This is a genomic window from Microbulbifer aggregans, from assembly GCF_001750105.1.
GTDB lineage: Bacteria > Pseudomonadota > Gammaproteobacteria > Pseudomonadales > Cellvibrionaceae > Microbulbifer > Microbulbifer aggregans.
In genome coordinates this window covers 1,403,218-1,429,693 of record NZ_CP014143.1, presented here as the reverse complement: position 1 = coordinate 1,429,693, position 26,476 = coordinate 1,403,218, and the positions used below count along the sequence as shown (strand labels likewise).

General features: G+C 61.8%; 19 protein-coding genes. 6 read left to right on the top strand and 13 right to left on the bottom strand.

Annotated features, from left to right (window positions below; all coding sequences use genetic code 11):
• The first annotated feature begins 67 nt into the window (after positions 1-67).
• The 5 genes from AUP74_RS06155 to AUP74_RS06135 all read left to right on the top strand — a co-directional run bounded on the left by AUP74_RS06155 (position 68) and on the right by AUP74_RS06135 (position 4,677).
• On the top strand, positions 68-763 hold the full coding sequence (locus AUP74_RS06155) for a ComF family protein (protein ID WP_069946814.1): 696 nt from the start codon (positions 68-70) through the stop codon (positions 761-763).
• A gap of 204 nt (positions 764-967) precedes the next feature.
• On the top strand, positions 968-2,113 hold the full coding sequence (locus AUP74_RS06150) for a beta-ketoacyl-ACP synthase III (protein ID WP_069946813.1): 1,146 nt from the start codon (positions 968-970) through the stop codon (positions 2,111-2,113).
• 349 nt (positions 2,114-2,462) lie between these two features.
• Positions 2,463-2,966 carry an L-alanine exporter AlaE gene (gene alaE, locus AUP74_RS06145; protein ID WP_083260848.1) on the top strand — a complete coding sequence of 168 codons (504 nt, stop codon included), beginning with the start codon at positions 2,463-2,465 and terminating at the stop codon, positions 2,964-2,966.
• A gap of 430 nt (positions 2,967-3,396) precedes the next feature.
• A complete protein-coding gene (locus tag AUP74_RS06140) occupies positions 3,397-4,251 on the top strand; it encodes a hypothetical protein (protein WP_069946812.1) in 855 nt (284 codons plus the stop codon).
• 72 nt (positions 4,252-4,323) lie between these two features.
• Entirely contained in the window at positions 4,324-4,677 is a 354-nt protein-coding gene (locus AUP74_RS06135; protein WP_069946811.1) for a DUF4870 family protein, read from the top strand.
• Between the two features lie 76 nt (positions 4,678-4,753).
• On the opposite strand, the gene AUP74_RS06130 is transcribed toward AUP74_RS06135, so the two are convergent.
• The 8 genes from AUP74_RS06130 to AUP74_RS06095 form a co-directional block, all read right to left on the bottom strand.
• Entirely contained in the window at positions 4,754-6,001 is a 1,248-nt protein-coding gene (locus AUP74_RS06130) for a DUF945 family protein (protein WP_069946810.1), read from the bottom strand.
• Positions 6,002-6,101: 100 nt separating this feature from the next.
• Positions 6,102-7,007, bottom strand: a complete 906-nt coding sequence (locus AUP74_RS06125; protein ID WP_069946809.1) for a hydroxymethylglutaryl-CoA lyase — start codon at positions 7,005-7,007, stop codon at positions 6,102-6,104.
• Between the two features lie 5 nt (positions 7,008-7,012).
• On the bottom strand, positions 7,013-9,013 hold the full coding sequence (locus AUP74_RS06120; RefSeq protein WP_069946808.1) for an acetyl-CoA carboxylase biotin carboxylase subunit: 2,001 nt from the start codon (positions 9,011-9,013) through the stop codon (positions 7,013-7,015).
• Between the two features lie 15 nt (positions 9,014-9,028).
• Positions 9,029-9,826, bottom strand: a complete 798-nt coding sequence (locus tag AUP74_RS06115) for an enoyl-CoA hydratase/isomerase family protein (RefSeq protein WP_069946807.1) — start codon at positions 9,824-9,826, stop codon at positions 9,029-9,031.
• Positions 9,827-9,875: 49 nt separating this feature from the next.
• A complete protein-coding gene (locus AUP74_RS06110; protein WP_069946806.1) occupies positions 9,876-11,483 on the bottom strand; it encodes a carboxyl transferase domain-containing protein in 1,608 nt (535 codons plus the stop codon).
• A 99-nt stretch (positions 11,484-11,582) separates the two neighbouring features.
• Positions 11,583-12,752, bottom strand: a complete 1,170-nt coding sequence (locus tag AUP74_RS06105; RefSeq protein ID WP_069946805.1) for an isovaleryl-CoA dehydrogenase — start codon at positions 12,750-12,752, stop codon at positions 11,583-11,585.
• Positions 12,753-12,778: 26 nt separating this feature from the next.
• On the bottom strand, positions 12,779-13,186 hold the full coding sequence (locus AUP74_RS06100; RefSeq protein WP_069946804.1) for a MerR family transcriptional regulator: 408 nt from the start codon (positions 13,184-13,186) through the stop codon (positions 12,779-12,781).
• 152 nt (positions 13,187-13,338) lie between these two features.
• A complete protein-coding gene (locus AUP74_RS06095; protein ID WP_069946803.1) occupies positions 13,339-14,406 on the bottom strand; it encodes a hypothetical protein in 1,068 nt (355 codons plus the stop codon).
• A 110-nt stretch (positions 14,407-14,516) separates the two neighbouring features.
• Here AUP74_RS06095 and serB point away from each other — a divergent pair, with 110 nt between their 5' ends.
• Positions 14,517-15,647: a phosphoserine phosphatase SerB gene (gene serB / locus AUP74_RS06090; protein ID WP_069946802.1), complete on the top strand. Its 1,131-nt coding sequence runs from the start codon at positions 14,517-14,519 to the stop codon at positions 15,645-15,647.
• A 315-nt stretch (positions 15,648-15,962) separates the two neighbouring features.
• Here the strand turns inward: serB and AUP74_RS06085 are convergent, their stop codons facing one another.
• From AUP74_RS06085 to AUP74_RS06065, 5 genes are all read right to left on the bottom strand, one after another.
• Positions 15,963-19,076 carry an efflux RND transporter permease subunit gene (locus AUP74_RS06085; RefSeq protein ID WP_069946801.1) on the bottom strand — a complete coding sequence of 1,038 codons (3,114 nt, stop codon included), beginning with the start codon at positions 19,074-19,076 and terminating at the stop codon, positions 15,963-15,965.
• A complete protein-coding gene (locus AUP74_RS06080; RefSeq protein WP_158514544.1) occupies positions 19,073-20,029 on the bottom strand; it encodes an efflux RND transporter periplasmic adaptor subunit in 957 nt (318 codons plus the stop codon). The genes AUP74_RS06085 and AUP74_RS06080 overlap by 4 nt, the downstream gene beginning before the upstream one ends.
• A 293-nt stretch (positions 20,030-20,322) precedes the next feature.
• Entirely contained in the window at positions 20,323-22,290 is a 1,968-nt protein-coding gene (locus AUP74_RS06075; RefSeq protein WP_069946799.1) for a M1 family metallopeptidase, read from the bottom strand.
• A 170-nt stretch (positions 22,291-22,460) separates the two neighbouring features.
• Entirely contained in the window at positions 22,461-24,548 is a 2,088-nt protein-coding gene (locus tag AUP74_RS06070; RefSeq protein WP_069946798.1) for an EAL domain-containing response regulator, read from the bottom strand.
• 137 nt (positions 24,549-24,685) lie between these two features.
• Positions 24,686-26,386: a hypothetical protein gene (locus AUP74_RS06065; protein WP_069946797.1), complete on the bottom strand. Its 1,701-nt coding sequence runs from the start codon at positions 26,384-26,386 to the stop codon at positions 24,686-24,688.
• Between the last annotated feature and the right edge of the window lie 90 nt (positions 26,387-26,476).

The following is a 26,476-nucleotide window of genomic DNA, read 5'->3' as shown; positions in this document are numbered from 1 at the left end:
GCGGCGATTGTTGGGAATTTCGCCAGTGTAGCGGTGGGCCGGCCACTGTCAACCGAGCGGCCAGGGAATGGTTTACAGCGATTGGCGCCACAGCAGAATACTGCGCTGCGTCCTCTGCGGAGGCGGCGCCGAGCCCCACTTCGGCTTCTGTGCCGGCTGCGCCCGGGATCTGCCCCTTCTGGAAGGCGCCTGCCACACCTGCGCCATGCCGCTGCCCCCCGTAATACCGAGCCCCGGCGCTCAGTGCCCGAACTGCCTGTCCCGTCCGCCTGCCCAAGTAGCAGCCCACTGCGCCTGGCATTACGGCTTCCCGGTTAACCAGTTAATCCAGCGCTTCAAGTACGAGGGCGACCTGGCGGCGGGCCACAGTCTGGCGAGCCTTGCGGCCGAAACGCTGGCGCATATGGCCGGATCACTGGACCTGTTGATACCGGTTCCACTGCACTGGCGGCGCTACTGGCAGCGGGGTTTCAATCAGGCGCAGCTGGTGGCTGACACCATCGGCAAGGCCTGGCACCTGCCGGTGCTGCCCCGCGGCCTGCGCAAGTGCCGTTCGAGCGACCATCAGCAGTCACTGGATCGACGGCAGCGACTGCGCAATCTCACAGACAGCTTCGCGGTGTCTCGGGACGTGCGGGAGTGCCGGGTGGGGCTGGTGGACGATGTCATTACTACCGGCGCCACCGTTGAAGCTGCTGCCAGCGCCCTGCTGGCGGCAGGCGCCTCTCAGGTCATCGCCGTCGCTCTGGCCAGAACCCCCTGAACACTGGCTGGCGCCAGTTGCCACAAAGTAGACCGGATGTGGCAATCCCGTCACAATACGCGCCCTTTTGTGCCCGCCAGTGTGCGCATCCCCCGCTCTCACTGGGCCGCAGGCAAATCAGTGGTCCGCCCGTCCGGGCTGCTAAGGTTTTAATTAATGACTATGGGCTCGCGAGCCGTCGACAGGCGAGCCGAGGATTCAGCGATGACAGATTTCAAGTTGCCGCGCGGTATCGTGATCAGCGGCACCGGACTGTGGACGCCGCCGGAGGCTATCAGTAATGAAGAGCTGGTGGAGGCCTACAACACCTTCGCCGAGCGCTATAACGAGCGCCATGCAGCGGAGATCGAGGCGGGTACCATGGCCGCCAAACCGCTCTCATCGGCGGACTTCATTGAAAAGGCATCCGGCATCAAGAACCGCTACGTCATCAGTCGCGAGGGGATTCTGGATCCGGGCCGGATGCGCCCCTATCTGCCCGAGCGACCGGATGACGAAATCAGCCTGCAGGCAGAGATGGGCCTCAAGGCTGCCAAGCTGGCGCTGGAGAAGGCCGGCAAGAAGCCGGAGGATATCGATGCGGTGATCGTCGGGGCCTCCTATATGCAGCGCGCCTATCCGGCCATCGCCATTGAGATCCAGGGTGCCCTGGGAATCGAGGGCTTCGCCTTTGATATGGAAGTGGCCTGTTCCTCAGCCACTTTTTCATTGCAGCGTGCCGTCGATGCCTTGGCTGCCGGCTCGGCACGGGCCGTACTGGTCATCAATCCTGAGCTGGCATCACCACAGATTGATTTCACCGATCGGGACAGCCACTTCATCTTCGGCGACGTGGCGGTAGCCAGCGTGGTCGAGCGACGTGAGAACTGTGGCGTGGATACCGCCTGGGAGGTGCTGAGCACGCGCGCCCAGACTGTATTCTCCAACAATATTCGCTCCAACTTCGGTTACACCGCCCGCGCCGCGGACGTCGATCCCTTTGGCGCCGGCAAGCTTTTCCGCCAGAACGGCCGCAAAGTGTTCAAGGAGGTCTGCCCGATGGCGGCCGCCCATATCGAAGAGCACGTACGGGCTGTCGGCACCGAGCCGGCCGAGGTGAACCGCTATTGGCTGCACCAGGCCAATATCAATATGAACAACCTGATCGCCAAAAAGCTGATGGGCGACGATGCCTCCAGCGAGCGGGCCCCGATCGTGCTGGATCGCTACGCGAACACGGGCTGTGCTGGCTCAGTGATTGCGTTCAACCTCTACAGCGATGATCTGGCCGCCGGTGACCGCGGCGTGATCTGCTCTTTCGGCGCCGGTTACTCCATCGGCAGCCTGGTCGTCGAGAAGGTGGCCATCTGACCTCATAACGTCCCCGGGCTCCCCCGGGGACGTTATGAGCACCATCAATTCCTCCAGCCCGCTCCCAATCGACAAATTCTTCCTCCTGTTTCTGCATGTCGCGCTACTCCAAGGCTAATTCGCAGCTTTGAACCTCCTGTTCCATCCAGCGGGCAGAAAAGCCGGCTTATTAGAACAAAGAGCTACGCCGCAAGGCGAAAAGAGCGGGAATTCATCATAATTTAGAGATCTACACAAACTTTACATACTAATTTTAATAAATTTATAACAATCTCAGCCTAGCATTCGCTCAAACTGTAGATATAATCGCCAGCCATTGTGAAACCACGCCGACGAGATAGCTGTTCCCATGTCGCCGCCGATCATTGCACCACCCGTAGAAACCGAGCAAACACCGTACCCAGCGCCGTCTCTGTGCCGTCGCCGGGAGCTGCTGCTCGACATCTTCGCCATGAACAGCTTTTCCTGGGCTATCGCCATTCCCATTGAGCTGTTGCTGGCCGGCATGAGTTTCCAGGAGCACCTGCAGGTGCGCCTCCTGGCGGTATTCTTCAATACTTTGATCGCACGCCCATTCGGTCTCTATCGCCTGTGGATCTACCGCCGGGTTCCGGGGCGGGGCCGGTTGCACGCCTACCTGGTGGACACTTTCGTGTTCCTCAGCTTCCAGTTGCCGCTGTATACGGCCAACATGTTGCTGGGTGGCGCAAGCTGGATGGAAATCGCCACGGCGAGCATGACTTTCATGGTTCTGGCCGGCGCCATGGGACGGCCCTACGGTGTCTATCTAGATTGGCTGCGCCGTCAGTGGATCAAGCGGCGACCTCAGATTCAGGGGCGCGCCCTCGCCTAAACCGCCCGCAAGAGCAACCCAATCGTGCCCGTCCCGCTGCATGGGTTACCTCAACACGGTAACCCGGCAGGTTCAGCTATCTTTAGGGCGGGTCAACATGCACGGGCAGATCAGGCGGACTGTAGTTCCGCAAAGAAGAACAAACGCATCTTCTAGCCGGGCGAGCGCAAAATTCCCTTGAGTTGCGCGCTCAATTGCAGTATCAAGCACCCGTTGGTCTGACAGAGAAGTTCGACCCGGTAAATCGGTTTTGGGCCGCAGGATTTGGCCCGTTTAGATGGTGACAAGGATGAATAAACGCCATTATTCCGTGGGGGCGCCTGCCTTCACGTCCCCGCTACCTGTGCGCATCGCAGCACTTTTTTTTCTCACAGTCCCATCCCTATCCCTCGGCCATACACCACCCGATATCAATTCGGGGATGGTGCCAATGACCTGGCTGGTCGGAGTCTCGCTCACTCTGATCGTCACACTGGCTATCAGTGCCCTGCTATGGCTACGGCTATGGCTACGCCAGCAGAGCCAAGCCTCCAAAGAGCGCTTCGATAAGCTTCAATCTGAACGTGACCGGCTCGACGGGCAGCTGCGTCACTATGGCCGCGAGCTAAAAGAACGTGAAAAGAAACTGTCGGAAGCGACGAGGCGCATCAGCAACCTGAAACAGTCCAAAGCGGATTTACAGGCGGTAATTGGCCATCAGTTGCGCCGGCCGATGGAAAACCTGCGAGAAAGCCTGCAGCGCCTGGCAATCAGCGCCGAGGGTGACAGCGCTATGCTGGCAGAGAGGGCAAGCTCCCAATTGCAACCCATCCTCCGCTCACTGGATCAGATTCAACGACTCGGGCAGGTGCAGACACTGGCGGTCACCCAAGCTCCCCGACTTGGCATGACAGACACGGTCGAGGTTCAGTCTTTGAAGGTGCTCAATCTCGAAGCACTCGAGCGCAAGCGCAACACCCTAGGCCACCAGACTTTCGCCGAACTCATCAACCGCCGCTCCGCCGGCCTGCCCAAACAAATTACCGAGCTCACCAGCGCCCTGACCGGTCGGCACTGGCTGGATGCCGAAAAACTCGCACTGGTGGTGGCAGCCAATGCGGGGGAAATCGGGCTGGACGCAATCGCCGGTCACCTGCGCAACCTGTCCACACAGCTCGGCATCGATAGCGAGCGGGAACGCTGCCGACAGCAGCGCTCCGAACTGCTCAACCTGATGCGGGTTTCGATACAACAGCTGCAGGATTGGAAAAGCAAAAATCTGCATACCGAGTGGGCCCTGCGGTGAAAGCCAGTTTATGCGGCTTGCAATGCGCCGCTGTGATCGCACAATAGCCTTTTGTCTGTTGCGAGAGAGCCCATGTCCGAGCAGTACCCTGTAAAAACCCCAGAAGCCCGCGAACAATCCGGTCGCGATCTGGCCACCCTGGTCTATCTGATTCAGGCCATCAGCCTGTTTACTGCGGTGCCGTTTTTCATCGGTGTCATCATCAACTATGTGAAGCGCGGGGACGTGCGCGGCACGCTGGCCGAATCCCATTTCCGCTGGCAGATCCGCACCTTCTGGTTCAGTATTCTCTGGTTCGTGGTGGGCTGGGCAACCGTGTGGATCTTTGGCCTGGGCTTCCTGATTCTGGCTGTCAGCTGGATCTGGGTGGTATACCGGGTAATTCGCGGCTGGCTAGTACTGGCGGATAACCGCCCGGCCTACTGATTCACCACTGACACCCACAAAAAAGGCCGGCTACCTATGCCGGCCTTTTTTGTCATTGTTCAGGGCACGCCCGGGTTCAGAACTGACCGGTGATCGCCATCAGGAAGAGGTCCGGCGGCAGCGGCTGGCCGTTGACCTTGAGCTCGCCACGATCGACCTCCATCAACATCTGCAACTCACCATCTTTTTCTTCCAATAGCCCATATTTGCGCAGCAACAGCGCCTGGCCGATCAACGGCGACTGCAGCAAAGCCTGCTCGGCAGCAGAAAAGGTCATCGTGCCAGTCATTGGTGCCAGCCACTGGGACGGAGCCTGGCTGACCGGCCGTGCGCCGGTGCGCAAACCGCGCCAGTTGATATCGGCATCCATCATGATCGGGCCATTGGCTGACTGCACCAGTAACTGCTGCTGCAGAACGAGGGGCGGTCCAAAAACTACCGGCCAGTCGCGCTCACCGGACGCAGGTAATAGTTGTGACAGGTAGTGGGCAAGCTCGGCGGGCGCAACTTCGGGGATACTGATGCGCTGGCTGACCGCACTCACTGGCGTCGCGGACTGCACCTGTGGTGCTTCGAACTGGCTCTCCAGTTTCAGGCGGCCACGCTCGATCATTGTCAGTGCCAGGTCCAACTGCACCTGGCGCAACTCCAGTGGTCCGGACTCCGTCTCGGCCTTCACCAGTGGCCACTGCAGACTGCTCTCCAGGGAACGTCCGGGAACAATGCTCACCTCACCACTGGCGGGGGCACTGTAGAATTTCTCCTGCCCACCGGCACTGTGGCGGATCCCGCCCAGCTCGATGGTGCCGTTCAGCAGCGCACCGCTGTAGCCGGAATGGAAATGCAGCTCGGCACCTTCAAACTGTACTTCCCCACCAGCGTCACTGCGGACGAAAGACTCGAGGCGCAATATGTTCTCGATCGTGTTATCCACCCCCACGACCGTCTCCAGGCGCAGCGGACTGTGGGCGAGGCGGCCATAAAGCGCTTCGAGCTGGGTGCGAATAGCCACCGGGAGCTGCTCGGGAACCACGGTGGTAACACTGTAGACAGCACCAAGGCGCAGTCCGCTGCCAGTAAAGAGCAGGGGCCCGTGCTGGATCTCACTGCGCAGTTCGGTGGCGCCGTCGCTGCCGGTGATGCGCGTATACGTCTCGGCACCGAACCAGCCACGCTGGTAATCGGTAGCCTCTGCCCCCTGCAGGTTGGTCAGCTGCTGTTTCCAGACATCCTCCACCCGGGGGCCGATCATGCCCGGCGCCACCAGAGCGGCCACCAGCAAAAGCCCGATCAGTAAAAGAAGAAGATTGCGGAGTAATTTCATAGGAAGAACGGCACTGAACAATGGATTGCGCCGATGGTAACAGATTCCCCGTGACGGCAAGGCGAACGCCCGGCCACCACAAAGGAATCAGGGGGAGCCATCAAGCGGGGGAGATCGCCCGCGCCACGCGGGAATTGCTCTCGCGCCCCAGTTCGGCGGAAATAAAGTTGCCTGCCGCCACCAGCTTGTCGAGATCGACACCGGTTTCGATGCCCAGCCCCTGCAACAGGTAGAGCACATCCTCACTGGCTACATTGCCGGAGGCACCCCGTGCATAGGGACACCCCCCCAGGCCTGCCACCGCGGAATCCACCACGGCCACACCCATCTGCAGGGCGGCGTAGAGGTTGGCCAGTGCCTGTCCGTAGGTATCGTGGAAGTGGACTGCCAGCTTTTCCATCGGAACCCGGCTGGCCACCTTCTCGATCATGCGCTTGGCCCGCTCCGGTGTGCCGACGCCGATGGTGTCGCCGAGGGAGATCTCGTAACAGCCCATGTCCAGCAGCGCCGCGCTCACTTCCGCCACTTTCTCGGGTGCGATTTCCCCCTCATAGGGGCAGCCCAGCACACAGGATACGTAGCCGCGCACCGGGATGCCGTCTGCAGCAGCGCGCTCCAGCAGGGGAGCGAAGCGCTCCAGGCTCTCGGCAATCGAGCAGTTGATATTCTTCTGCGTGAAGGCCTCGGACGCAGCGCCGAACACGGCCACCTCATCCGCCCGCGCCTCCACTGCCCGCTCATAGCCCTTCAGATTGGGAGTTAGGGCGCTGTAGGTCACACCCGCTCTGCGCTCGATGCCGGCGAGGACTTCTTCACTGGCGGCCATCTGTGGCACCCACTTGGGGCTCACAAAGCTACCGGCCTCGATGACCGGCAGCCCGGCCTGGGACAGGCGGTTTACCAGGCCGATGCGGGTGTCGACGGAGATGGGCTGTTTCTCGTTCTGCAGGCCATCCCGGGGCCCCACTTCCACCATCTTTACTCGCGTGGGCAGGCCGGAGTTCATCGGGCTCATGACTGCTCCTCGGTATCGAAATCGATTAGCAGGCTGCCGCCGTCCACCAGATCTCCCGCCGCACACAGGTACTGCTGGACCACGCCGGCTGCGGGGGCGCGCAGTGTGTGCTCCATTTTCATCGCCTCCATGACCAGCAAAGGCTGGTCTTCCTCGACACGGCTGCCGGGATCCACCAGCAGCGCGATCACGGTGCCGTTCATCGGTGCTTCCAGGCCCTCGGCGTGCTGGCCGCCCTCACCCAGGTCCGGTGGCAGTACCCGGAACTCCACCTGCCGGTCACCGACGAATACGGCCCCGCCCTCTGCGGTGTCGACGGAGGCAAAGCTCATCCGGCGCCCGTCCACAAGTGCCAGTTCGCGGCCCGGTAACAGGCGGATTTCACCCCGCCCGGCTTCGCCGAGGCTAGGACACTCCCAGGACACCACACCGTCATTCATCTCGGTAACCAGATCGAAATGGCGACCGTGGATATCGATGTTGTGATGGCGTCGGGCCGACAGGCCACTGCGCCAGTTGTCGCCGCAGTGCCACGGTGAATACCGGTCTGCATGCGGCGCAGAGGCCTTCAGGTCGCGCATTTCGCGCTCGTGCAGATAAGCGGCAATGCCGGCACACTCGAGCGGAGTAAGCACCCGCTCCGCCTGCAGGAGTTCCGCCTCGTGGTCCTCGATAAAGTGGGTACTGACCCGGCCGGCAACAAAGTCTTCCTGATTGATGACACGACGCAGGAAGTCGATGTTGTGGCGCAGCCCGGCGATCTGATACTGGCCCAGCGCGCGGTCGAGCCTCGCAAGGGCCTCGCGGCGATTGCGACCGTGGCAGATCAGCTTGGCGATCATCGGGTCGTAGTGCACGCTGATCTCGTCACCGCTCTGGACGCCGGTATCCACCCGCACCGACTCGCTCGCCTCCGGCGGCCGGTGGCGCACCAGCGTGCCGGTTGCAGGCAGGAAATTGTTGTCCGGGTCTTCCGCATAGATGCGGACTTCGAAGGCATGGCCGTCGATGGCCAGCTCTTCCTGCCGCTTCGGCAGCGGCTCCCCGGCTGCAACCGCCAATTGCCAGGCCACCAGATCCTGACCAGAGATCATCTCGGTCACCGGGTGCTCCACCTGCAGGCGGGTATTCATTTCCATGAAGTAGAAGCGGCCGTCGGCATCCAGCAGGAATTCGACCGTACCGGCACCCTCGTAGCCGATGGCGTGGGCAGCGCGCAGGGCCGCCTCCCCCATCTCGGCACGGAGCTCCTCGGACAAGCCGGGCGCGGGCGCCTCTTCCACCACCTTCTGGTGGCGACGCTGGACCGAGCAGTCCCGCTCGAACAGGTAGACGCCACCACCCTGCTGGTCACAGAACACCTGGATTTCCACGTGCCGCGGACTGACCACGTAGCGCTCGAGCAGCATCAGGTCATCACTGAAGGCGTTCATCGCCTCCCGCTTGGCCGCGTCCAAGGCACTGCGGAACTCTGCAGCACTGTCGACCCGGCGCATCCCCTTGCCGCCGCCACCGGCGGCCGCCTTCAGCAGAATCGGATAACCGATGCGCTGTGCATGCTCCTCGAGTACTGCGGGGTCCTGTTCCTCACCGTGATACCCGGGCACCAGCGGCACCTTGGCCTCCTCCATGATCCGCTTGGCCGCGGACTTGGAGCCCATGGCCTCGATCGCGGACGCCGGCGGGCCGACAAAAATAATGTCGGCCTCCTGGCAGGCCCGGCAGAAGCCGGCGTTTTCCGACAGGAAACCGTAACCGGGGTGGATGGCATCCGCACCGGTGCGCTTTGCAGCCTCGAGTACCTTGGCAACATCCAGGTAGGAATCTTTCGCCGGTGCCGGGCCCAGGCGTACCGCCTCATCCGCCAGCTGCACATGCAGGGCATCGGCATCGGCATCGGAATAGACGGCAACGGTGGCTACGCCGAGTCGGCGGGCAGTCTTGATGATGCGGCAGGCAATTTCGCCGCGATTGGCTATTAACAGTTTGCGAATCATGGTGCTTCCGAAAAATTATTCCTCGCCACTACCCATCCAGCTGGGCGCCCGTTTCTCCAGGAAGGCGCTGAGCCCCTCCTGCCCTTCCGGGGAGACCCGCACCGCTGCAATCAGCGCACTGGTCTGGCCCTGCAACTCTTCATTGATCACCCGGTTGGACATGGACATCGCCAACTGCTTGGCCATGGCGACGGCCCGCGGGCCATTATCGAGAATCGTGTTCACCAGTTTCTGCACTTCCAGGTCCAGCTCACCCTCCTGGCAGACCTCGGAGACCAGGCCGATTTCACGGGCGCGCTGCGCGCTGAAACGCTCGGCGGTGACGAAGTAGCGGCGCGCGTGGCGGGCGCCGATGGCATTGATGACATAGGGGCTGATGGTGGCGGGCAGCAGGCCAATCTTCACCTCTGAAAGGCAGAAGCTGGCACGCTCCGCAGCCACCGCCATATCGCAACAGCTCACCAGGCCCACCGCGCCGCCAAACGCCGCACCCTGTACCCGGGCGATGGTCGGCGCGGGGAAAGTGTCCAGCTTGTGCAGCATGGCCGCCAGTGCGGCGGCATCCCGGCGGTTGTCCTCCTCGGAGTATTCCGCCATGCGTTTCATCCAGTTGAGGTCGGCGCCGGCGGAAAAATTCTTGCCGTTGGAAGCCAGCACCAGCGCTCGGACCTCGGGCTGCTGGGACAGGCGATCGAAGGTTTCGCCCAGCTGCCGGATAAGATCATCATCGAACGCGTTGTGCACGTCCGGGCGATTCAGGGTGACCGTGGCCACGCCTTCGCTATCGATTTCGGTCAGCAGTTTTTCAGTCATGAATTTTCCTTGTTCGGTGATTTCCGGACAGAACTTCCAGGCTCGGGCATTACATGCGGAAAACGCCGAAGCGGGTTTCCTCGGGCTCCTTGTGGGTTGCTGCAGCCAGACACAGGCCCAGCACCCGGCGTGTATCTGCCGGATCGATAACGCCGTCGTCCCAGAGCCGCGCCGAGGCATAGTAAGGGTGACCCTGGTGTTCGTAGGTATCGACGATCGGCTTGCGGAATGCCTGTTCGTCCTCCTCGCTCCAGCTCTCACCACGGGCACTTTTCTGGTCCCGCTTGACCTGGGCGAGTACGCCCGCGGCCTGTTCACCCCCCATCACGGAAATACGCGCATTGGGCCACATGAAGAGGAAGTTTGGATCGTAGGCGCGGCCACACATGCCGTAGTTACCGGCGCCGAAGGAACCGCCAATCAGGATGGTGATTTTCGGCACTTTGGCCGTCGCTACCGCGGTCACCATCTTGGCGCCGTGCTTGGCAATACCACCGGCCTCGTACTGCTTGCCCACCATAAAGCCGGTGATGTTTTGCAGGAATACCAGCGGGATGTTGCGCTGTGCACACAGCTCGATGAAGTGCGCCCCCTTCTGTGCACTTTCGGCAAACAGGATGCCGTTGTTGGCAACGATACCCACCGGGTAGCCTTGGATGCGGGCAAATCCCGTGACCAGTGTCGTGCCATAGAGAGCTTTGAATTCGTCAAACTCTGAGCCGTCCACCACCCTGGCGATAATTTCGCGCACATCATAGGGCTGACGCGAGTCAGCCGGTACGACGCCATAAATTTCTTCCGGTGGGTAGATGGGCTCTACCGGCTCACAAATATCCAGGCCGGGATTTTTCACCCGGTTGAGGCGTGCCACCGAGCGACGGGCCAGTTGCAGCGCGTGTACATCATTGTTGGCATAGTGGTCGGAAACACCGGAAGTGCGGCAGTGCACTTCCGCGCCCCCCAGCTCCTCCGCCGATACTTCCTCACCGGTGGCAGCTTTCACAAGCGGCGGGCCGGCAAGAAAGATGGTGGCCTGCTCTTTCACCATGATGGACTCGTCTGCCATAGCGGGCACATAAGCACCACCGGCGGTACAGCTGCCCATCACCACCGCGATCTGCGGGATATTTTTCGCGGAGAGATTGGCCTGGTTGTAGAAGATACGGCCGAAGTGCTCGCGATCCGGGAATACCTCATCCTGTCGCGGCAGGTTGGCGCCACCGGAGTCCACCAGATAAATACAGGGCAGGTTATTCTGGTCGGCAATGGTCTGCGCCCGCAGGTGCTTCTTCACGGTCAGGGGGTAATAGGTACCGCCTTTCACCGTTGCATCATTGGCGACGATCACGCAAGGCTGGCCGGAAACGGTGCCAATGCCGGTAATGATGCCGGCGGCCGGCACATCTTCCCCATAAACGTCATAGGCGGCGAGCTGGGACAATTCCAGGAAGGGGCTGCCCGGGTCGAGCAACGCATCGATGCGATCTCTGGGTAGTAGCTTGCCGCGGGACAGATGCTTCTCCCGCGCTCGCTCCCCACCGCCCTGGGCGATGGTCTCCAGTTTTTGTTTGAGATCCGCAACCACTGCCTGCATTTTTTCGCGATTCGTTGCGAAGGCTTCGTCGCGGGTATTGATCTTGCTCTGTAGCTGGTTCATAGGTGTTGGCTTGCTGCTGGCAAAGTTCTTTTCCGTTTTGTGGCGTCTTCGCGGCTGGGCCATCACCCCACTCTCCGGTGATGATCGCCAGCCCGTTTATTAACGCGTTTCGCTGAACAGCTCACGACCGATCAGCATGCGCCGCACCTCGGAAGTGCCGGCACCGATTTCGTACAGTTTGGCATCCCGCAGAAGGCGACCTGTCGGGTATTCGTTAATGTAACCGTTACCGCCCAGGGTCTGGATCGCCTGCAGAGCCATCTGCGTGGCGCGCTCGGCAGTGAACAAAATCACTGCCGCAGCATCTTTGCGTGAGTCCTCACCGCGGTCACAGGCCTGCGCCACCGAGTAGAGGAAAGCGCGACTCGCACTCAGATCCGCGTACATGTCCGCCAGCTTGCCCTGCATCAACTGGAACTCACCGATGGCCTTGCCGAACTGCTTGCGCTCGTGCACGTAAGGAACAACCACATCCATACACGCTTGCATGATGCCGACCGGACCGGCGGAGAGGATGGTGCGCTCGTAGTCGAGACCACTCATCAGTACCCGCACACCACCGCTCAGCTCGCCGAGGATGTTTTCCTCCGGCACCTCGCAGTCTTCGAACACCAGCTCGCAGGTGTTGGAGCCACGCATGCCGAGCTTGTCGAGCTTCTGCGCCTGGGAGAATCCCTTGAAGCCACGCTCGACGATAAACGCAGTGATACCACCGGAGCTGATACCCGGCTCAGTGCGCGCATAGATCACATAGGTATCCGCGTCGGGGCCGTTGGTGATCCACATCTTGTTACCGTTGAGAACAAAGCGATCCCCCTTTTTCTCTGCGCGCAATTGCAGGCTGACCACATCGGAACCGGAATTGGGTTCGCTCATGGCCAGTGCGCCGACATGCTCACCGGAACACAGCTTGGGCAGGTATTTTTCTTTCTGCGCCTGGGTACCGTTCTTACGGATCTGGTTTACGCACAGATTGGAGTGGGCACCGTAAGAAAGTCCCACGGAGGCGGATACGCGTGAGATCTCTTCCATGGCGACTGCGTGGGCCAGGTAACCCATATTGGAACCGCCAAACTCCTCTTCCACAGTAATGCCCAGCAGGCCCATGTCGCCGAACTTTTTCCACATATCGGCGGGAAACTGGTTGTCCTCATCGATCTGTGCAGCGCGCGGGGCGAGCTCGGCCTGACAGAATTTGTAGACCATGTCGCGCAACATATCGATCTCTTCGCCGAGATTGAAATTCAGGGTGCGGTAAGCGGTATTCATAGCAACTCCGGAAAACGGTTAGCAGTTCACGGGGAAATATTCTTCGCGAGGGAAGCGCGGGCGCGCTCCTCCGCCTCGTCCAGCTCGCCCATCAGGCTCTGGATATCGCGCAACTGCTGCTGCAGCTGCGCGCGTTTCTGTTCGATGCCTTCCAGCAGGCGTTGTAGCTGTTCCACGTTGCCGTGGGCCGGGTCATACATCTCGATGATTTCGCGGCTCTCATCGAGGGAAAATCCCAGTCGCTTGCCCCGCAGGATGAGCTTGAGCCGGACCCGGTCCTCCGGGGAATAGATGCGAGTCTGGCCGCGACGCTCCGGGCTCAGCAGTCCCTTGTCCTCATAAAAGCGGATGGTGCGCGTGGTAATGCCGAACTCCCGCGACAGATCCGAGATACTGAAGCTGTGACTATCGGCCTGTTGAGATGCGGACTTCATGGCTGCCTCCTGGGAATGCTGGCAAGCCTAGCAAAGGTTTACGTTAACGTAAACGTAAAGCCAGAGGCGAAACCCTGCCGGCAAAGATAGTCAGTTCCCCGCCGACCGGAGTCACCGTGGAGATGGGAAAATTGAACCCGGAATTGTGGGCTTCAGGCCTGGGCGAGCTGCTGCAGCTGGTTGTCGAGCAGGCTCTGATATACCGGCGCCAGCGCCGTGACTTCCAGCCCGGCATCACTCTCGTGACAGTGGATTCGATCCGCCAGCTCCGGCTCCTCCAGCAGGTCCCGATGCAAGTAAAGGCTGCGCGGCTGGGCCAGCAAGCGATCGGCGGAAAAGTCGTCCAACTGCCCGGGCGTCACGGCCAGAGCCAGCTGCAGGCCAGTCACAGCGCTGCTGCCCTGCAATTCCCGCAACAGCAAACCACAGCAGACGGCACGAAAGCCCGCATCAGCACCGGCAAAACCCAGCCCCTGCTGGGGTCCGGCGTCTTTAAGCGGGCGCGCATCGTAGATGCGGCACAGCAGAGTCAGCCGCTCGCGGAGCTGCTGCTCGAGTTTTTCCAATGCCCCCCGGCTCAGCTGGTTGCGTAACTGGGCCCAGTTGAGCGGGCGCAAGTACAGCCCAGCACCCAGCGGCGGTTCCGTTTCTGGCGCCGGCTTCACCGGCGCGGGCGCGAGCACGGGCGTTCCCCGACGCGCAGGCAGCTGTGCAACGGCCAGAGCCGCAACCGCGCTCACCGGCAGCGCGAAGACGAGACACAACAGCAGGCTTGCCCACGGGAAATGCACCGCCGCGCCGGGCACATAATTGATCGCCACGCTGCCGGCCAGGCTGTCATGGAGCACGACGGGCGCGGTCACGGTGACACCGCGGTCGATATCACCCACCTGGGTCAGGGGATAAGACTCCACGTCCTGGACCGTGACCCCGGTTATGGCGGGCAGTGCCAGCAGTTCCTGGGCCAGCAGCTGCAAGCTGATACGATCACCGGCCACGATCCGCTCCAGACTCTGGCGGGCAAGCACAGCCGCGGCAGTTTCCGCCACTGACTGATCCCGCGCCTCGGCCGCGCTTTTTTGGCGACCGTAATCATGGCTCAGACCGGTGGCGCAGAAAGCGGCAATCACCGCCCAGACGGCAACGCCGACCAGTTGCTGACGGGCATTGGGGGAAAGCTTTTTCAGGAGGCGGGACAGGTCCGGGCGGCTGGCTGGCATGGGCGGCACACTTTATTGTCATTTTTGGACGGCAGTGGCGGGGATTTTAGCGGATATTGCCGGCAGGGCTATAATGCGCGGCCAACTTTGCGATGCCACGGATACCCAACATGGACGCCTCCACCGCCATCACCTCCCTGCAGCTGTCTTTCGACCAGATCACCGCATCCTCCGGCGAGGCGGCCCTGCACTATCTGGAGTATCAGCCCCAGCTGGCGCCATTGGCGCTGCTCGGCATCGACAGTGGCGGCAATGATGCATTTGCGGGCGCCCTCGAACTCGATCATCCAATCCCCGCTCCCCCTGCCGCGAGCAAGGTGACGGCCCCCTGGTGTCTGACACTCCTCTCTCCTGCCGCCAACTTGATGCAGGTGCGTTCGGTCGCGGAATTTATCGCCGCACAGGGGGCTTCGATCGAGGCGGTAGATACCCTGTCCCGCCAGCGCGACTGCACCGTGCTGCGCTTTCAGGTGCGTGGCGAACTGAATTTCGATGAGACCCGCTGCGCCTGCCTGGCACTTGCAGAGGAAATCGGTGCCGATCTGGTTCTTCAGGCCGGGGACAGCCAGCGGCCGCCCTCGCTGGCGGGCTTCGACATGGATTCCACTCTGATCGACGCCGAGGTCATCGACGAGCTGGCGAAGATCACAGGCATCGGCGATCAGGTTGCGGCGATCACCGAAGCTGCCATGCGCGGCGAGCTGGACTTCCGTCAGAGCTTCAAAAAGCGCATGCGACTACTGAAGGGGTTTCCGGAAACAGAATTGGCCCGCATCGCACCACAGCTACCGCTGAAGCCCGGCGCCGAGCGTCTGCTGCGCGCACTGCGCGCAATGGGCTGCAAAACCGCCATCCTGTCCGGCGGTTTCACCTACTTCGCCAACTATCTGAAGTCAGAGCGGCTGCCGATCGACGTGGTGCACGCCAACGAGCTGGAATTTGCCGCCGGGGTTCTCACCGGCGAGGTGATCGAACCGATCGTGGACGGCGCCCGCAAGCGGAGCCTGCTGGAGGAAATGGCGGAGGAATCCGGACTGCCACTTTCAAGAGTGGTTGCCGTCGGTGACGGCGCCAACGACATCCCGATGCTCTCGCTCGGTGCGCTGGGGATTGCCATCCACCCCAAACCCAAGGTGCGTCAGGTTGCGCCACAGTCCATCGACCGTTTTGGCCTGGACGCGGCGCTCTACCTGTTCGGACTCAACGACAGCCAGATCGCCGGCCTGCTCGGCAGCGACTGAATCTCTAGTGAAGGATTCCGGCATGGGGGAACATCGGCCCCGGTGAGTAACCTGGTGGCCGCCGATCATCACAGACCTGGCGGCTGCATCCTGCAACCACTAGCAACAAAACGACCAGAATAATTCCTCTGCGCATAATTCCGACCCGCTCCCCCTGGGGACGCCTCCCTGATGAATTATCATTTCGCGCCAAGCGGCGCCTACTTTACCGCTTTTACCGGCGGATTTGACAGTCGAACAGCCGAAAATGTGCCGGCCTCTGGCGCGGCCGGGAGGCTTTCCGCGCCAGACTTTCATTCTGTCCAAGTGGCAAGACTATCGTGGCGTGGGATGTTCCCCCTGCAGCCGTTCCACGGCGCGTCCCACTTCCCCCGGTGAACCCGTCCGGCGCGCCAGCAGGTCATAGGCCGCCGGTACCACAAAGACCGTAAACACCGTCGCCGCCAGCACCCCGAACAGCACCACCACCCCGATCACCGAGCGGGTTTCGGAACCGGCGCCAGTGGAGAGCAACAATGGCAGTGAGCCCGCCGCAGTGGTGATACCGGTCATCAGGATCGGCCGCAGTCTCGTGGCCGACGCGCGACGCAGGGCCTCACCAAACGCCAGCCCCCGGTCGCGAAGCTGATTGGCGAACTCCACGATCAGGATGCCGTTCTTGGCTGCCAGGCCGATCAACATGATCAGCCCCACCTGGCTATAGAGGTTCAGGGACTGCCCGGTAGCCAACAGCCCCACCAACGCGCCGGCCATGGCCAGCGGCACGGTGATCATGATCACCAGCGGGTGTACGAAGCTCTCGAACTGTGCCGCCAGCACCAGGAACACCACCAGCGCCCCCAGAACAATCGCAAACACAATGGTGCTGCCGGAATCCTGGAAGTTTTTCGACTGGCCTTTGTAGTCGATTACCGGTGAACCGACGATGGTACGCGCCACCACGTCGTTGAGGTACTCGATGGCATCCCCAAGGGCCAGGTCATCGGCCAGATTTGCCTCCAGCGTGATGGATCGGATGCGGTTGTAGCGCTGCAGATTCGGGCTGTCCGCATACTCGCGCACCTCGACAAAGCTCTGCAGGGGCACCAGCTCGCCGCTGGTGGAAGAGCGCGTGTAGATATTGTCGAGGCTCGAAGGACTGCGCTGCATCTCCCGCTCGCCCTCGAGGATCACATCGTACTCCTCGCCATCGTCGATAAAGGTGGTGGCCCGCAGCGAGCCGAACATGGTCTGCAGGGTGGAGCCGATATCACTCACCCGCACGCCAAGATCCGCGGCCCGCTCGTAGTCGACGGCGATCCGCATCTGCGGCTGGGTTTCCTTGTAATCCCAGTCGACTCCCAGCAGGCCGGGATTGGTGCGGGCAATCTCCGCGTCAATCTGGTCCCGCCACTGCGTCAGCTGCTCATAACTGGGCCCACCGAGGACATACTGCACCGGTTTGCCGAGCCCGCCACCGAACCCCTGACGCATTACCGGGAAAGCACGCACGCCACTGAGGTCGGCCACCTTACCCCGCACCATATTCATCAGTTCAAAGCCGGACGGGCGCTCACCAAACGGTGCCAGGGTAAAGATCACCATGCCCGTGTTGAACGTGGACGAACTGCCGAAGGAGCGTGGCGAGCGCACCAGTAGGCGACGCACGTAACCCGCATCCACCAGCGGCATCAACCGCTGCTCGATGATGTCCATGTATTCCTGCATGTACTCGTAACTGGCCCCCTCGGGCCCGTTGACCAGCAGGAAGAAGGAACCGCGGTCCTCCCGCGGGGCATACTCGCTGGGGATCAGCTTCAACGCCAGCGCGGCAAACACCATCACCGCGGCGAAGCTCGCCAGCGCGATCCAGCGGCGGCGCAACAGGCCGTCCAGCGCGCGCCGATATCCACCTTGTACGCGTTCCAGCTGGCGATCCATGGCCCGGGTAATGGCATTGTGCTCATCGGAGGGCTTCACCAGCTTGGAGGCAAGCATCGGCGACAGGGTCAGGGCGGTCAGTGACGAGAAGATCACCGCCGCGGACATGGTGAGGGCGAACTCGGAAAACAGCCGGCCGATATCCCCGTCCACAAATGTGATCGGCACAAAAACCGCCACCAGCACCAGGGTGGTGGCCACCACAGCGAACCCTACCTCGCGGGCGCCACGATAGGCGGCGAGTAACGGCGGCTCACCGTACTCGTCCATGCGACGGAAAATATTCTCCAGCACCACGATGGCGTCATCCACCACCAGGCCGATGGCCAGCACCAGCGCCAGCAGGGTCAGCAGGTTGATACTGAAACCGAAGGCATACAGCAGAATGGAGGTAGCGATCAGGGACACCGGCACGGTGATTGCCGGTACCAGGGTTGCGCGCCAGTTGCCCAGAAACAGGTAAATCACCAGCACCACCAGGATCACCGCGATCCCGAGTGTGGTGTAGACCTCATCAATGGCCTCGCTCACGAACACCGAGGAGTCGTAACTCTGGGCCAGGGTCATGCCTTCCGGCAACGTCTGGTTGACCCGTTCCAGTTCCCGCTTGGCTGCCTCGGCGACGGCAATGATATTGCCGGTGGACTGCTTGGTAATACCGATACCCACCATGGACTCACCGTTGCCACGGAAGGTGGAGCGCTCTTCGACGGAGCCCAATTCTACCCGCGCAACGTCAGCGAGCCGCACCACGTGGCCGTTGGCGCCGGTAGCGACGGCAAGGCGCGCGAAGGCCGCTTCACTGCGGAACTGGCGCTGCAGCCGCAGGGTAAACTGGCGATCGGTGGACTCCAGGTATCCGGCGGGCAACTCGCGGTTTTCCGCCCGCAGGGCCTGCTCGATATCGGCGGTGGTGATACCGTGCGCAGCCATGGCATTGCGGTCCAGCCAGATCCGCATCGCATAGTCCTTGCCTCCGCCGACACGGACACGGGCCACCCCATCCAGCACTGAGAAGCGATCCACCAGGTAGCGATTCGCATAGTCGGTAAGCTCAGGCACTGTCATGCGTTCGGAGGTCAGGTTCAGCCACAGCACCACATCGTCACTGCTGTCGACCTTCTCGATTTCCGGCGGGTCCGCTTCGACCGGCAGGTTGTCCATCACCCCCGCTACGCGGTCGCGGATGTCATTGGTGGCAGCATCGATATCCCGGTTGATGCCGAACTCGATGGTAATGGCGGAACGCCCGTCCTGGCTCGAGGAAGAGATACTCTCGATGCCCTCGACACCGGCGATCCGGTCCTCGATCAGCCGGGTGATACGTGTCTCGACAATATCGGCCGAGGCGCCGGGATAATCGGTGCGCACCGAGACAATCGGCGGGTCGATATCCGGGTATTCCCGCAGTGACAGGCGATCGAAGCTGATAAGGCCGAACACCACCAGCAACAGGGACAGCACCAGCGCAAAGACCGGACGTTTGACGGCGGTATCACTGATGATCATCGCTGGGTCAGCTCCTCGGCAGACTGCTCAACCACCGGCTTGCCGTCCTGCAGGTGCAGGGTGCCACGGGTCACCACGCGCTCACCGCGGCTGAGCCCCTCCAAAACCTCGACCTTACCGGGGTAACGCTGGCCCAGCTTCACCTGGCGCTTGCGCGCCACCAGGCCCTCACCCGCCGGCTCCAGCACATACACCCACTGATTGTCAGCCAGGGGAATCAGGGCCGCCTCGGGAATCGTCAGCGCCTCGCGCTGATCACTGACGATGGTCACTGCGAGCATCATGCCCGGCTTCAGCAGTTCATCGGCGTTGTCCAGCCGGGCGCGCACGGTGAAAGCCCGGGTCTGGGTATCCACCCGCGCTTCCGCGATCATCACCTCACCCTGAAACACCCGCTCCGGGTAGGCGCGGCTCACGGCGCGGATCGGCATCCCGCCCTCGACTGCCGGCATCTGCCGCTCCGGCACAGTGAAATCCAGCTTCAGCTGGCGAATATCCTGCAACGTCGTGATCTCCTCCGAAGGAGACACGAGACTGCCGACACTGACATTACGCAGGCCCAATTGCCCACTGAACGGCGCGCGGATAATGCGGTCCTCGATCTGCGCCTCCAGCGCCTGCACTCGCGCCCGGGTTTCCGCCACCAGTGTTTCTGCGGCATCGAGCTGTTCGCGGGTGGCCAATTTGTCGCGTACGAGACGCTGCAGGCGCTCAAGGTCACGGCGATGGCGCTCGAGGCTGGCGCGTGCGCCCGCCAGCTCCGCTTTTTCCTCTCCGTGGCTCAGCTCCACCAGGATCTCGCCGGTCTTAACGCGCTGGCCACTCTCGAAGTGGATACGGGTGATCCGCTCTGTCTCACTGGCACGCACAGCGACATGTTCCCAGGCCCTCGCCGTCCCCAGAGCCTCGATCGGGGTGGCCACTGACTCCTGCACCACTTCGGCCGTTCGCACTGGAACAGCCTTATCACTTTGAGCCGCTACCGACTGTGTCAGCAGGGCGCACAAAAATATGCCGATTGGTTGTAGTTTCATGTTCTGTTTCGGGTCACGGTGAAATCTAACCGCATCACACCGCAGCAGACACCCGGCACAGCTGTCGTAGTCGGGCGCAGAGGGGGGCGGACTCGGGATCCCGGCCCGCAGGCGTACTGCAAGCCGGGGGTATTCGAATTACGGGGAAAATCCGTTTCCGGTTCACCCGGAGGGCAGGACGGCGACTGCGACCACCGTCCTCCCGGGGCAGGTTACTGAGCGTTTTCGCCGTAGATGATACGGCTATTCACTTTTACGGTCAGCGGGTGGTAGCCGGCCTTGGCCTGCTCGAAGATCTGTGCCGCCATTTCCTGCTTACCACTCTCTACCAGATTGCGGTACAGGGGGCGCAGGAACTTGTTACGGCCGATCTCGGTAAGGAAGTTCTCCAGGCGCTCAAACGCCGGCTGGTAGTCATTGCGCACGGCAATCATGAGCCAGCTGAAAGCGATTTCGTTGTTCTTGGACTCGGTCAGGTTGAAGGCACTGTCCAGCTCCTGCAGCTGTTCCTCACTGAGCTTTTCCGGCATACCGTCGAGGAAGTACTTCCACTGGTGGAAAGTCCAGTCACTGGTGTCGATATCCGCAGCCGCGATTTCACCTTTCAGCCACTGCTCGCGTACCGGGTCGATCTTGGTAAACGCATCGGAGGTCGGGACCGGTGCCCCCTCCGGGATACCCGGTTCGTGGATCCACTGGCGGATGCGCTCCGCATCCAGCTCGTCCGGATACTCTGCCAGCAGTGTTTTCTCCAGATAATTCTCGAAGTCCTCGGTCGTAATGCTCTGGAAGGCAAAGTTGTTGAAGTAGTCCAGCAGGAATTTGTCGAAATTCTCGCGGCCCACTTTCTGCTCCAGCTCGTAGAGGAATAGCGAACCCTTTTCATAGGGGATATTCGAGAAGACTTCGTCCGGATCACGGCCGCGCAGGTCGATAGCCATGATCTCGTCGCCGTCAGGCCGGTCCGCCAGATCCGCCTGCAGGTCATCGTAGCCAAGCGCCATTTCCATACGATAGCGCTCGTCGCCATAGATGTTCTGCATGATGCGGTTGGTCAGGTAGGTGGTGAAACCCTCGTTCAGCCACAGATCGCGCCAGCTGGCATTGGTGACCAGGTTGCCGGACCAGGAATGCGCCAGCTCGTGGGCGATCAGCGCCACCAGGCTCTTGTCACCGGCAATGACGGTCGGGGTGATAAAGCTCAGACGCGGGTTTTCCATACCGCCGAAGGGGAAACTCGGCGGCAGGATCAGCAGGTCGTAGCGATCCCAGCGATAGGGACCGTACACCTCCTCGGTGGCCTCAAGCATGGATTCGGTGTCCTCGAACTCCGCAGCGGCGGCATCGAGCAGCTCCGGCTCGGCGTAAACCCCGGTGCGCTCGCCCATCGGCTTGAATTCCAGGTCGCCGACCGCCAGTGCCAGCAGATAGGAAGGCACCGGCTGCGGCATGGAGAAGTCGAACACGCCGTCCATTTCCGCTTCGGGGTCGTTGTCCGCACTCATGACTGCACGCAATTCTTTCGGCGTGCGAATGGTGGCGTTGTAGGTAATCCGCACCTGCGGCGTATCCTGCAGCGGTACGAAACTGCGGGCGTGGATCGCCTGCGCCTGGGTGAACAGGAAAGGATGCTCGCCACCGGCGGTCTGCTGGGGCTCAAGCCACTGCACGCCAGAGGCGTCCGGTGAGGTGCGATAGCGGATGGACACCGCCGTGGCACTCTTTGGCAACTGGATCTTCAGCGGCGTCCCCAGATTGGGATCGGTTTCCCCCATGGTGAACTTCACCGGCTGCATCTGCCCACCGTGGCCGGCCTCGACAGACTCGATTTCCAGGCCACGGGTATCCAGCACCAGCGGCTTTTTCTTGTCGGTGAGGCGCTTGATCTGCAGCTTGGCCTCGCCCTCCAGCACCTTGCGATCGAAGTCGACGGTCAGGTCCAGGTCCACGTGTTTCACACGGAAATCACCGGTGTTGGCAAAGGAGTGGTAGTCCACTCCGGATTCCGGCTGGTCTGACATTGCCTCTGAGGCCTTGTCCTCGGTAGCGGCGGGGGCGTCACTCACTGCCGGAACGGCGGCTTCACTGTCGGGCTTTTGCGGCTCCTCGGAAGGGGAACACGCCACTACCAGCGCCGTGGCGCCGATCAACAGGCTGGTACGAATGAATCTGGAAGGCATGGAAAGGCTCCAGTTGGTTTTGGCTCATTGAAATTGCGCTAAAGCATAACCAAAGGGCGGCAGAAGGTGAAAGCGCGCTGCGCGGAAAGTGGATGCAGAGGGGATTTTTTGCGCGCTCTCACCAGGGGGAAGGAGATTGATTTGCCGGCGGCCGGTCGCCGGCCGCAGGATCAATCCAGACTGAAATCGAATGCCATCTCCTCAGCGGGTGCCTGGACATAGTAGCCCTGGATATAGTCGGTACCCGTCTGCCACAGAGTCGGCAGCATGCTGGCCTGCTCGATGTGCGGCACGATGACCTTGGTGCCAGTCGTGGAGAGCTCCTTGATCAGGTTGGCCAGCGTCTCACTGCTCTCGCCCTCATCCTGCACTTCACGCACAAAGGAGGGGTCCACCTTGGCCACATCAACCTTGACGTGTTCGAGCGACTTGAACGGGTTGAGACCGGTGCCAAAGTGGCAGACCGCCACCCGACAGCCCAGGTCCTGCACCTGCTTGGTGAAGTCCCGCGCCGCATGCAGGTTGCTGTTGATGTCTTCCTGCCGCAGCTGGAAAACCACCGCGCCCGGCGGCACTTTGGCGGCCTTGAATGCCACCCCCAGCCAGGCCGGGAGGCTGCTGTCCAGCAGCGAGGCGGAAGTGAGGTGCAATAACAGCGTGACCTGCTTGCCGGTCGCGCGCTGCGCTGCGGCGGCCTTGATCGCGGTAAGGATCACCCAGCGGTCCATCTTCGACGACAGCGACGAGTCGCCGATACCCTCGAGGAATGCCACCGGCGCCAGCTCTTCCTTGCCGTCTACCAGCCGCACCAGCACCTCGTAGAGATGCTCGCCGCTGCCCTGCAGGCTCAGCACCGGCTGATAGAGCAGCTTCAGTTTGCCCGCTTCCAGGGCCTGAGCCACCCGTGCGCGGCGGTAGGTGTTGGCGTCGTCCTGTTGTTCCGTATCCGGCTCGTAGAGCGCGAAACAATCGCCCTTGTCATTGTGCTGCAGGGCCTGATCGTGGGCCTTGAGCGCCTGATTGAGCACCTTCTCACCGCTGCCGGAGGCCTCGCTGAGAAGCGAGATACCCACTGAGGCGGTCACATGCAATGTCTTGCCCGCCGCCTCGAAAATGGTGTCAGAAATCTTCTTCAGCAGTTCCCCGGTGCGACGCTCGGCGCTGTCCGGCGTCGTCTCGGACATCAACAGGCAGAAGCTCTCGTCGCCATAGCGGGCCACCACATCGCCACGGCGCAGGCTGGACTGCAGCAGCTCCGCCACTTTCTTCTGCAGGGCATCGGCACCTGCCACGCCCACCGTACCGAGCACCGTCTGCTCGAACCGGTCGATCTCCAGATACAGGAGGCCGCCGGTACGCTGGGAGCCGGCAATGGCATTAATGGTCGAGTCCAGCAAGCGGAGGAAATGCTGGCGGTTGTAGAGACCAGTGAGCGGGTCCCGGTTTTTGATGTCGCTGAGCTGCGCCTCCAGCTGTTCGGTATCCCCGGCGCGGGTGGCGATGCGCACCTGCAGGCAGCGCTCCTCGTCATAAACCGTGGCGAGGACTTCCGCCCGCGTTGGCAGCTGGGAACCGGAGGCGGTCTTGGCGGTGAACTTCCACTGTCGGGCCTCGACTTCGTTGTTGTCGATGGCGCACTGTTTGAGGAACTCCCTGCCGTCCTCACGCTCACTCTCACTCAGCATGTCGATGAGGGGCTGGTACTCCACATCCTCACCGCTCTTGTAGCCAAACCGCTCGGCAAAAGACTCATTGGCGTAGACGATCAGCCCGTCGGAGACGTAGGCGATAGCATCCTTGGAACTGTCGAGCAGCTCCTTGGCCCGCTGCAGGGTGGCGTGATAGCGGCGGTCATGCAGGCGCGCCTTGCGGCGGTTCTCCAGCGCCTGCAATTCCCGCTGGATCACCAGTAGCAAATGCTGATCCTCATCCACGGTGATGACATCACGGGCACCCAACTTCAGCCCTTCGACCACCGGCTGGGCGCCATCGCGCTCGCTGAGCAACAGGACGGGGACATCTTTCTGCATTTTTTGAATGGTGCGCAGCGCCACGGCGGGAGCGAGCTTCTGGCTGCTTTCTGCCGCAATGAGAAGATCCCAGGTCTTGTCCTGCAGCAGTTTTACCAGGGCCGCCTCACTGGCCACGTGCTGTGCGCGGTTGGGTCGACCCGCATTGTGCAGCATGCTGACAAGTCTCTGGGCCTCGGAGGGCACATCGTGGATCAGGAGAAGTCGGATGGTGTCGCTGGCGCTCATCTTATTGCTCTTTGTGACTACTGCGGCGGCCGCTGGCGCGGCCGCAGGCGCCGGGAGGGGCCCGACGCTCAAAGTCCCCAAGTTTAGGTTGCGTCAGCCGTTACTTACAAGGGCGCCGCCAGCAGTCGAGAGATTTGTCACACAAAGTCAAAGCAGGCGAACCCCTCTCCGGTCTCGACCTGCCCCTGGAGCCGCAGGGATCGCCCCTCGGGCTGGGCGAGCAACTCGACACTGTCACCCCTCTTGAACAGTGGCTTTGGCAGGGCCAGCGTTGCTCCCGCCCCATCCGCAGTCCGCAGCAGTATGCCCGAAATCGGTGCCGACAAATGTCCGGCATCGGTGTGACGCTGCACACGCACCGCCAGCGCCTCGGACGCCAGAAACTCCACTCCGGCACGGCAATGGTCCGGCAGGGTGTACTGCCAGCGCACCACAGCCAGCTGCCAGGTATCCACCAGCCGGACCGCCAGCAGCTCACCGGTACGCACTTTTTCGGCCAGCTCATGACTCAGCTTGAGACCCATGCCCGCACTGCTGAAATCGATTACTCCAGCCTCCAGCGGCCGGTAACGCTCGGCGAGAGACTCCCTTACTCCGCCCTTCCAGCGCCCCCCCAGACTCGGGGCACTGGGGAGGACACCCCCGAATTCACTGGCCTGGCGGCGCAAGTCGGTGCGGGTGGTGTCGACAGAAGTTGCTTCACTGGGGCCACCACAGAGGCGGTCGATAACATCACTGCCGAGGAGAGCACCGCTATCCAGGTGATGACAGATCGCACCGAGACCGATGAGGATTTCACAGCGCTGCTCGGTTGGGGTGCGGCGCTGCTGGCGGCCAAAATCATCCGCCCAGCCATGATAGATACGGTGGATCAACCCCTGCCCCTCTCTTTCCGCAGCGCGGGAGAGCTGATCGAGAAGTCGCTTCAGGTCGATCTTCCAGCCCAGCGGCGCTGTGAAATGGCGCAGGTCCAACTGGCAGTTTTCAACGCGATTGGCGGGAATCGGAGGCTGGTCCAGTGCCAGTGAGGCGAGCAGTGCACTGCCGCGCTCGGTATAGCGGTCCTCGATAACAACGCAGGAAAGCCATTGATGGGTCAGAGACCAGAGCCGCTCCTGATCTGGCACGGAGAGCTGTCCCGGATTGGCACTGCCGAACAGCGCAGCCTGGATATAGGCATCGGCGACACTATCGCGTCGCTGGGGATGATGCCGGTCGCGCACTCGCTGGCCATCGAGTTTCTGTGCCCTGGCGAGCTGGACCAGCAGCTGCAGGTTACGCCAGGTGTTCGCCGGCGTGGCGACGGAGAACAACGGCCCCAGCTGGATCAGGCGCCGGTAGGCATCGACCGCGCGCTGCAGTGCGCGGGCACTGCGACGGCGCACCAGAATCGGCAGCCCCGGCTCCAGCCGCATTTGCTGGGCCAGCGCACTGTATGCCAGCGCCAGCTGCTGCAGGAGCCGCATGGCAGCACGCACTCCGGCCTGTAGCGTCGAACCGCTGGCATTGATCTGCCCGGCCTGGCGCAGGGCCATGGCATCCACACAGGCAAGCGTGTATTCCCGCACCAGCTCGAGCATCGGCAGGCGACGCTGGGGAGGGCTGCGCCAGCGGGCAATTTCATCGGCAAGTGTGTTTAACAGCGCAGACAACCTGTGCTGGTCACTGGGCTGGTAGGGCTGAAGGTATTGTTCTGCGAGCCAGTCGTACAGCTGGCGCTCGCTGTCGCAACCGCAGGACAACGCGTCCAGCGACAGCGCAGGCAGCTGCAGGCGCGCAAAGAGATCGGGTGCGGAGACCGTTTTGCGGGTCACCGCTTGAGTGGGAGCTTCCGGCATTTTGTCTAACCATCCATTGGTTAGACGCCAGTATAGGGAGCGGCGAATTCCCCAAACAAGCGGGCAAAAATGAATTATCCGCCAAAATTG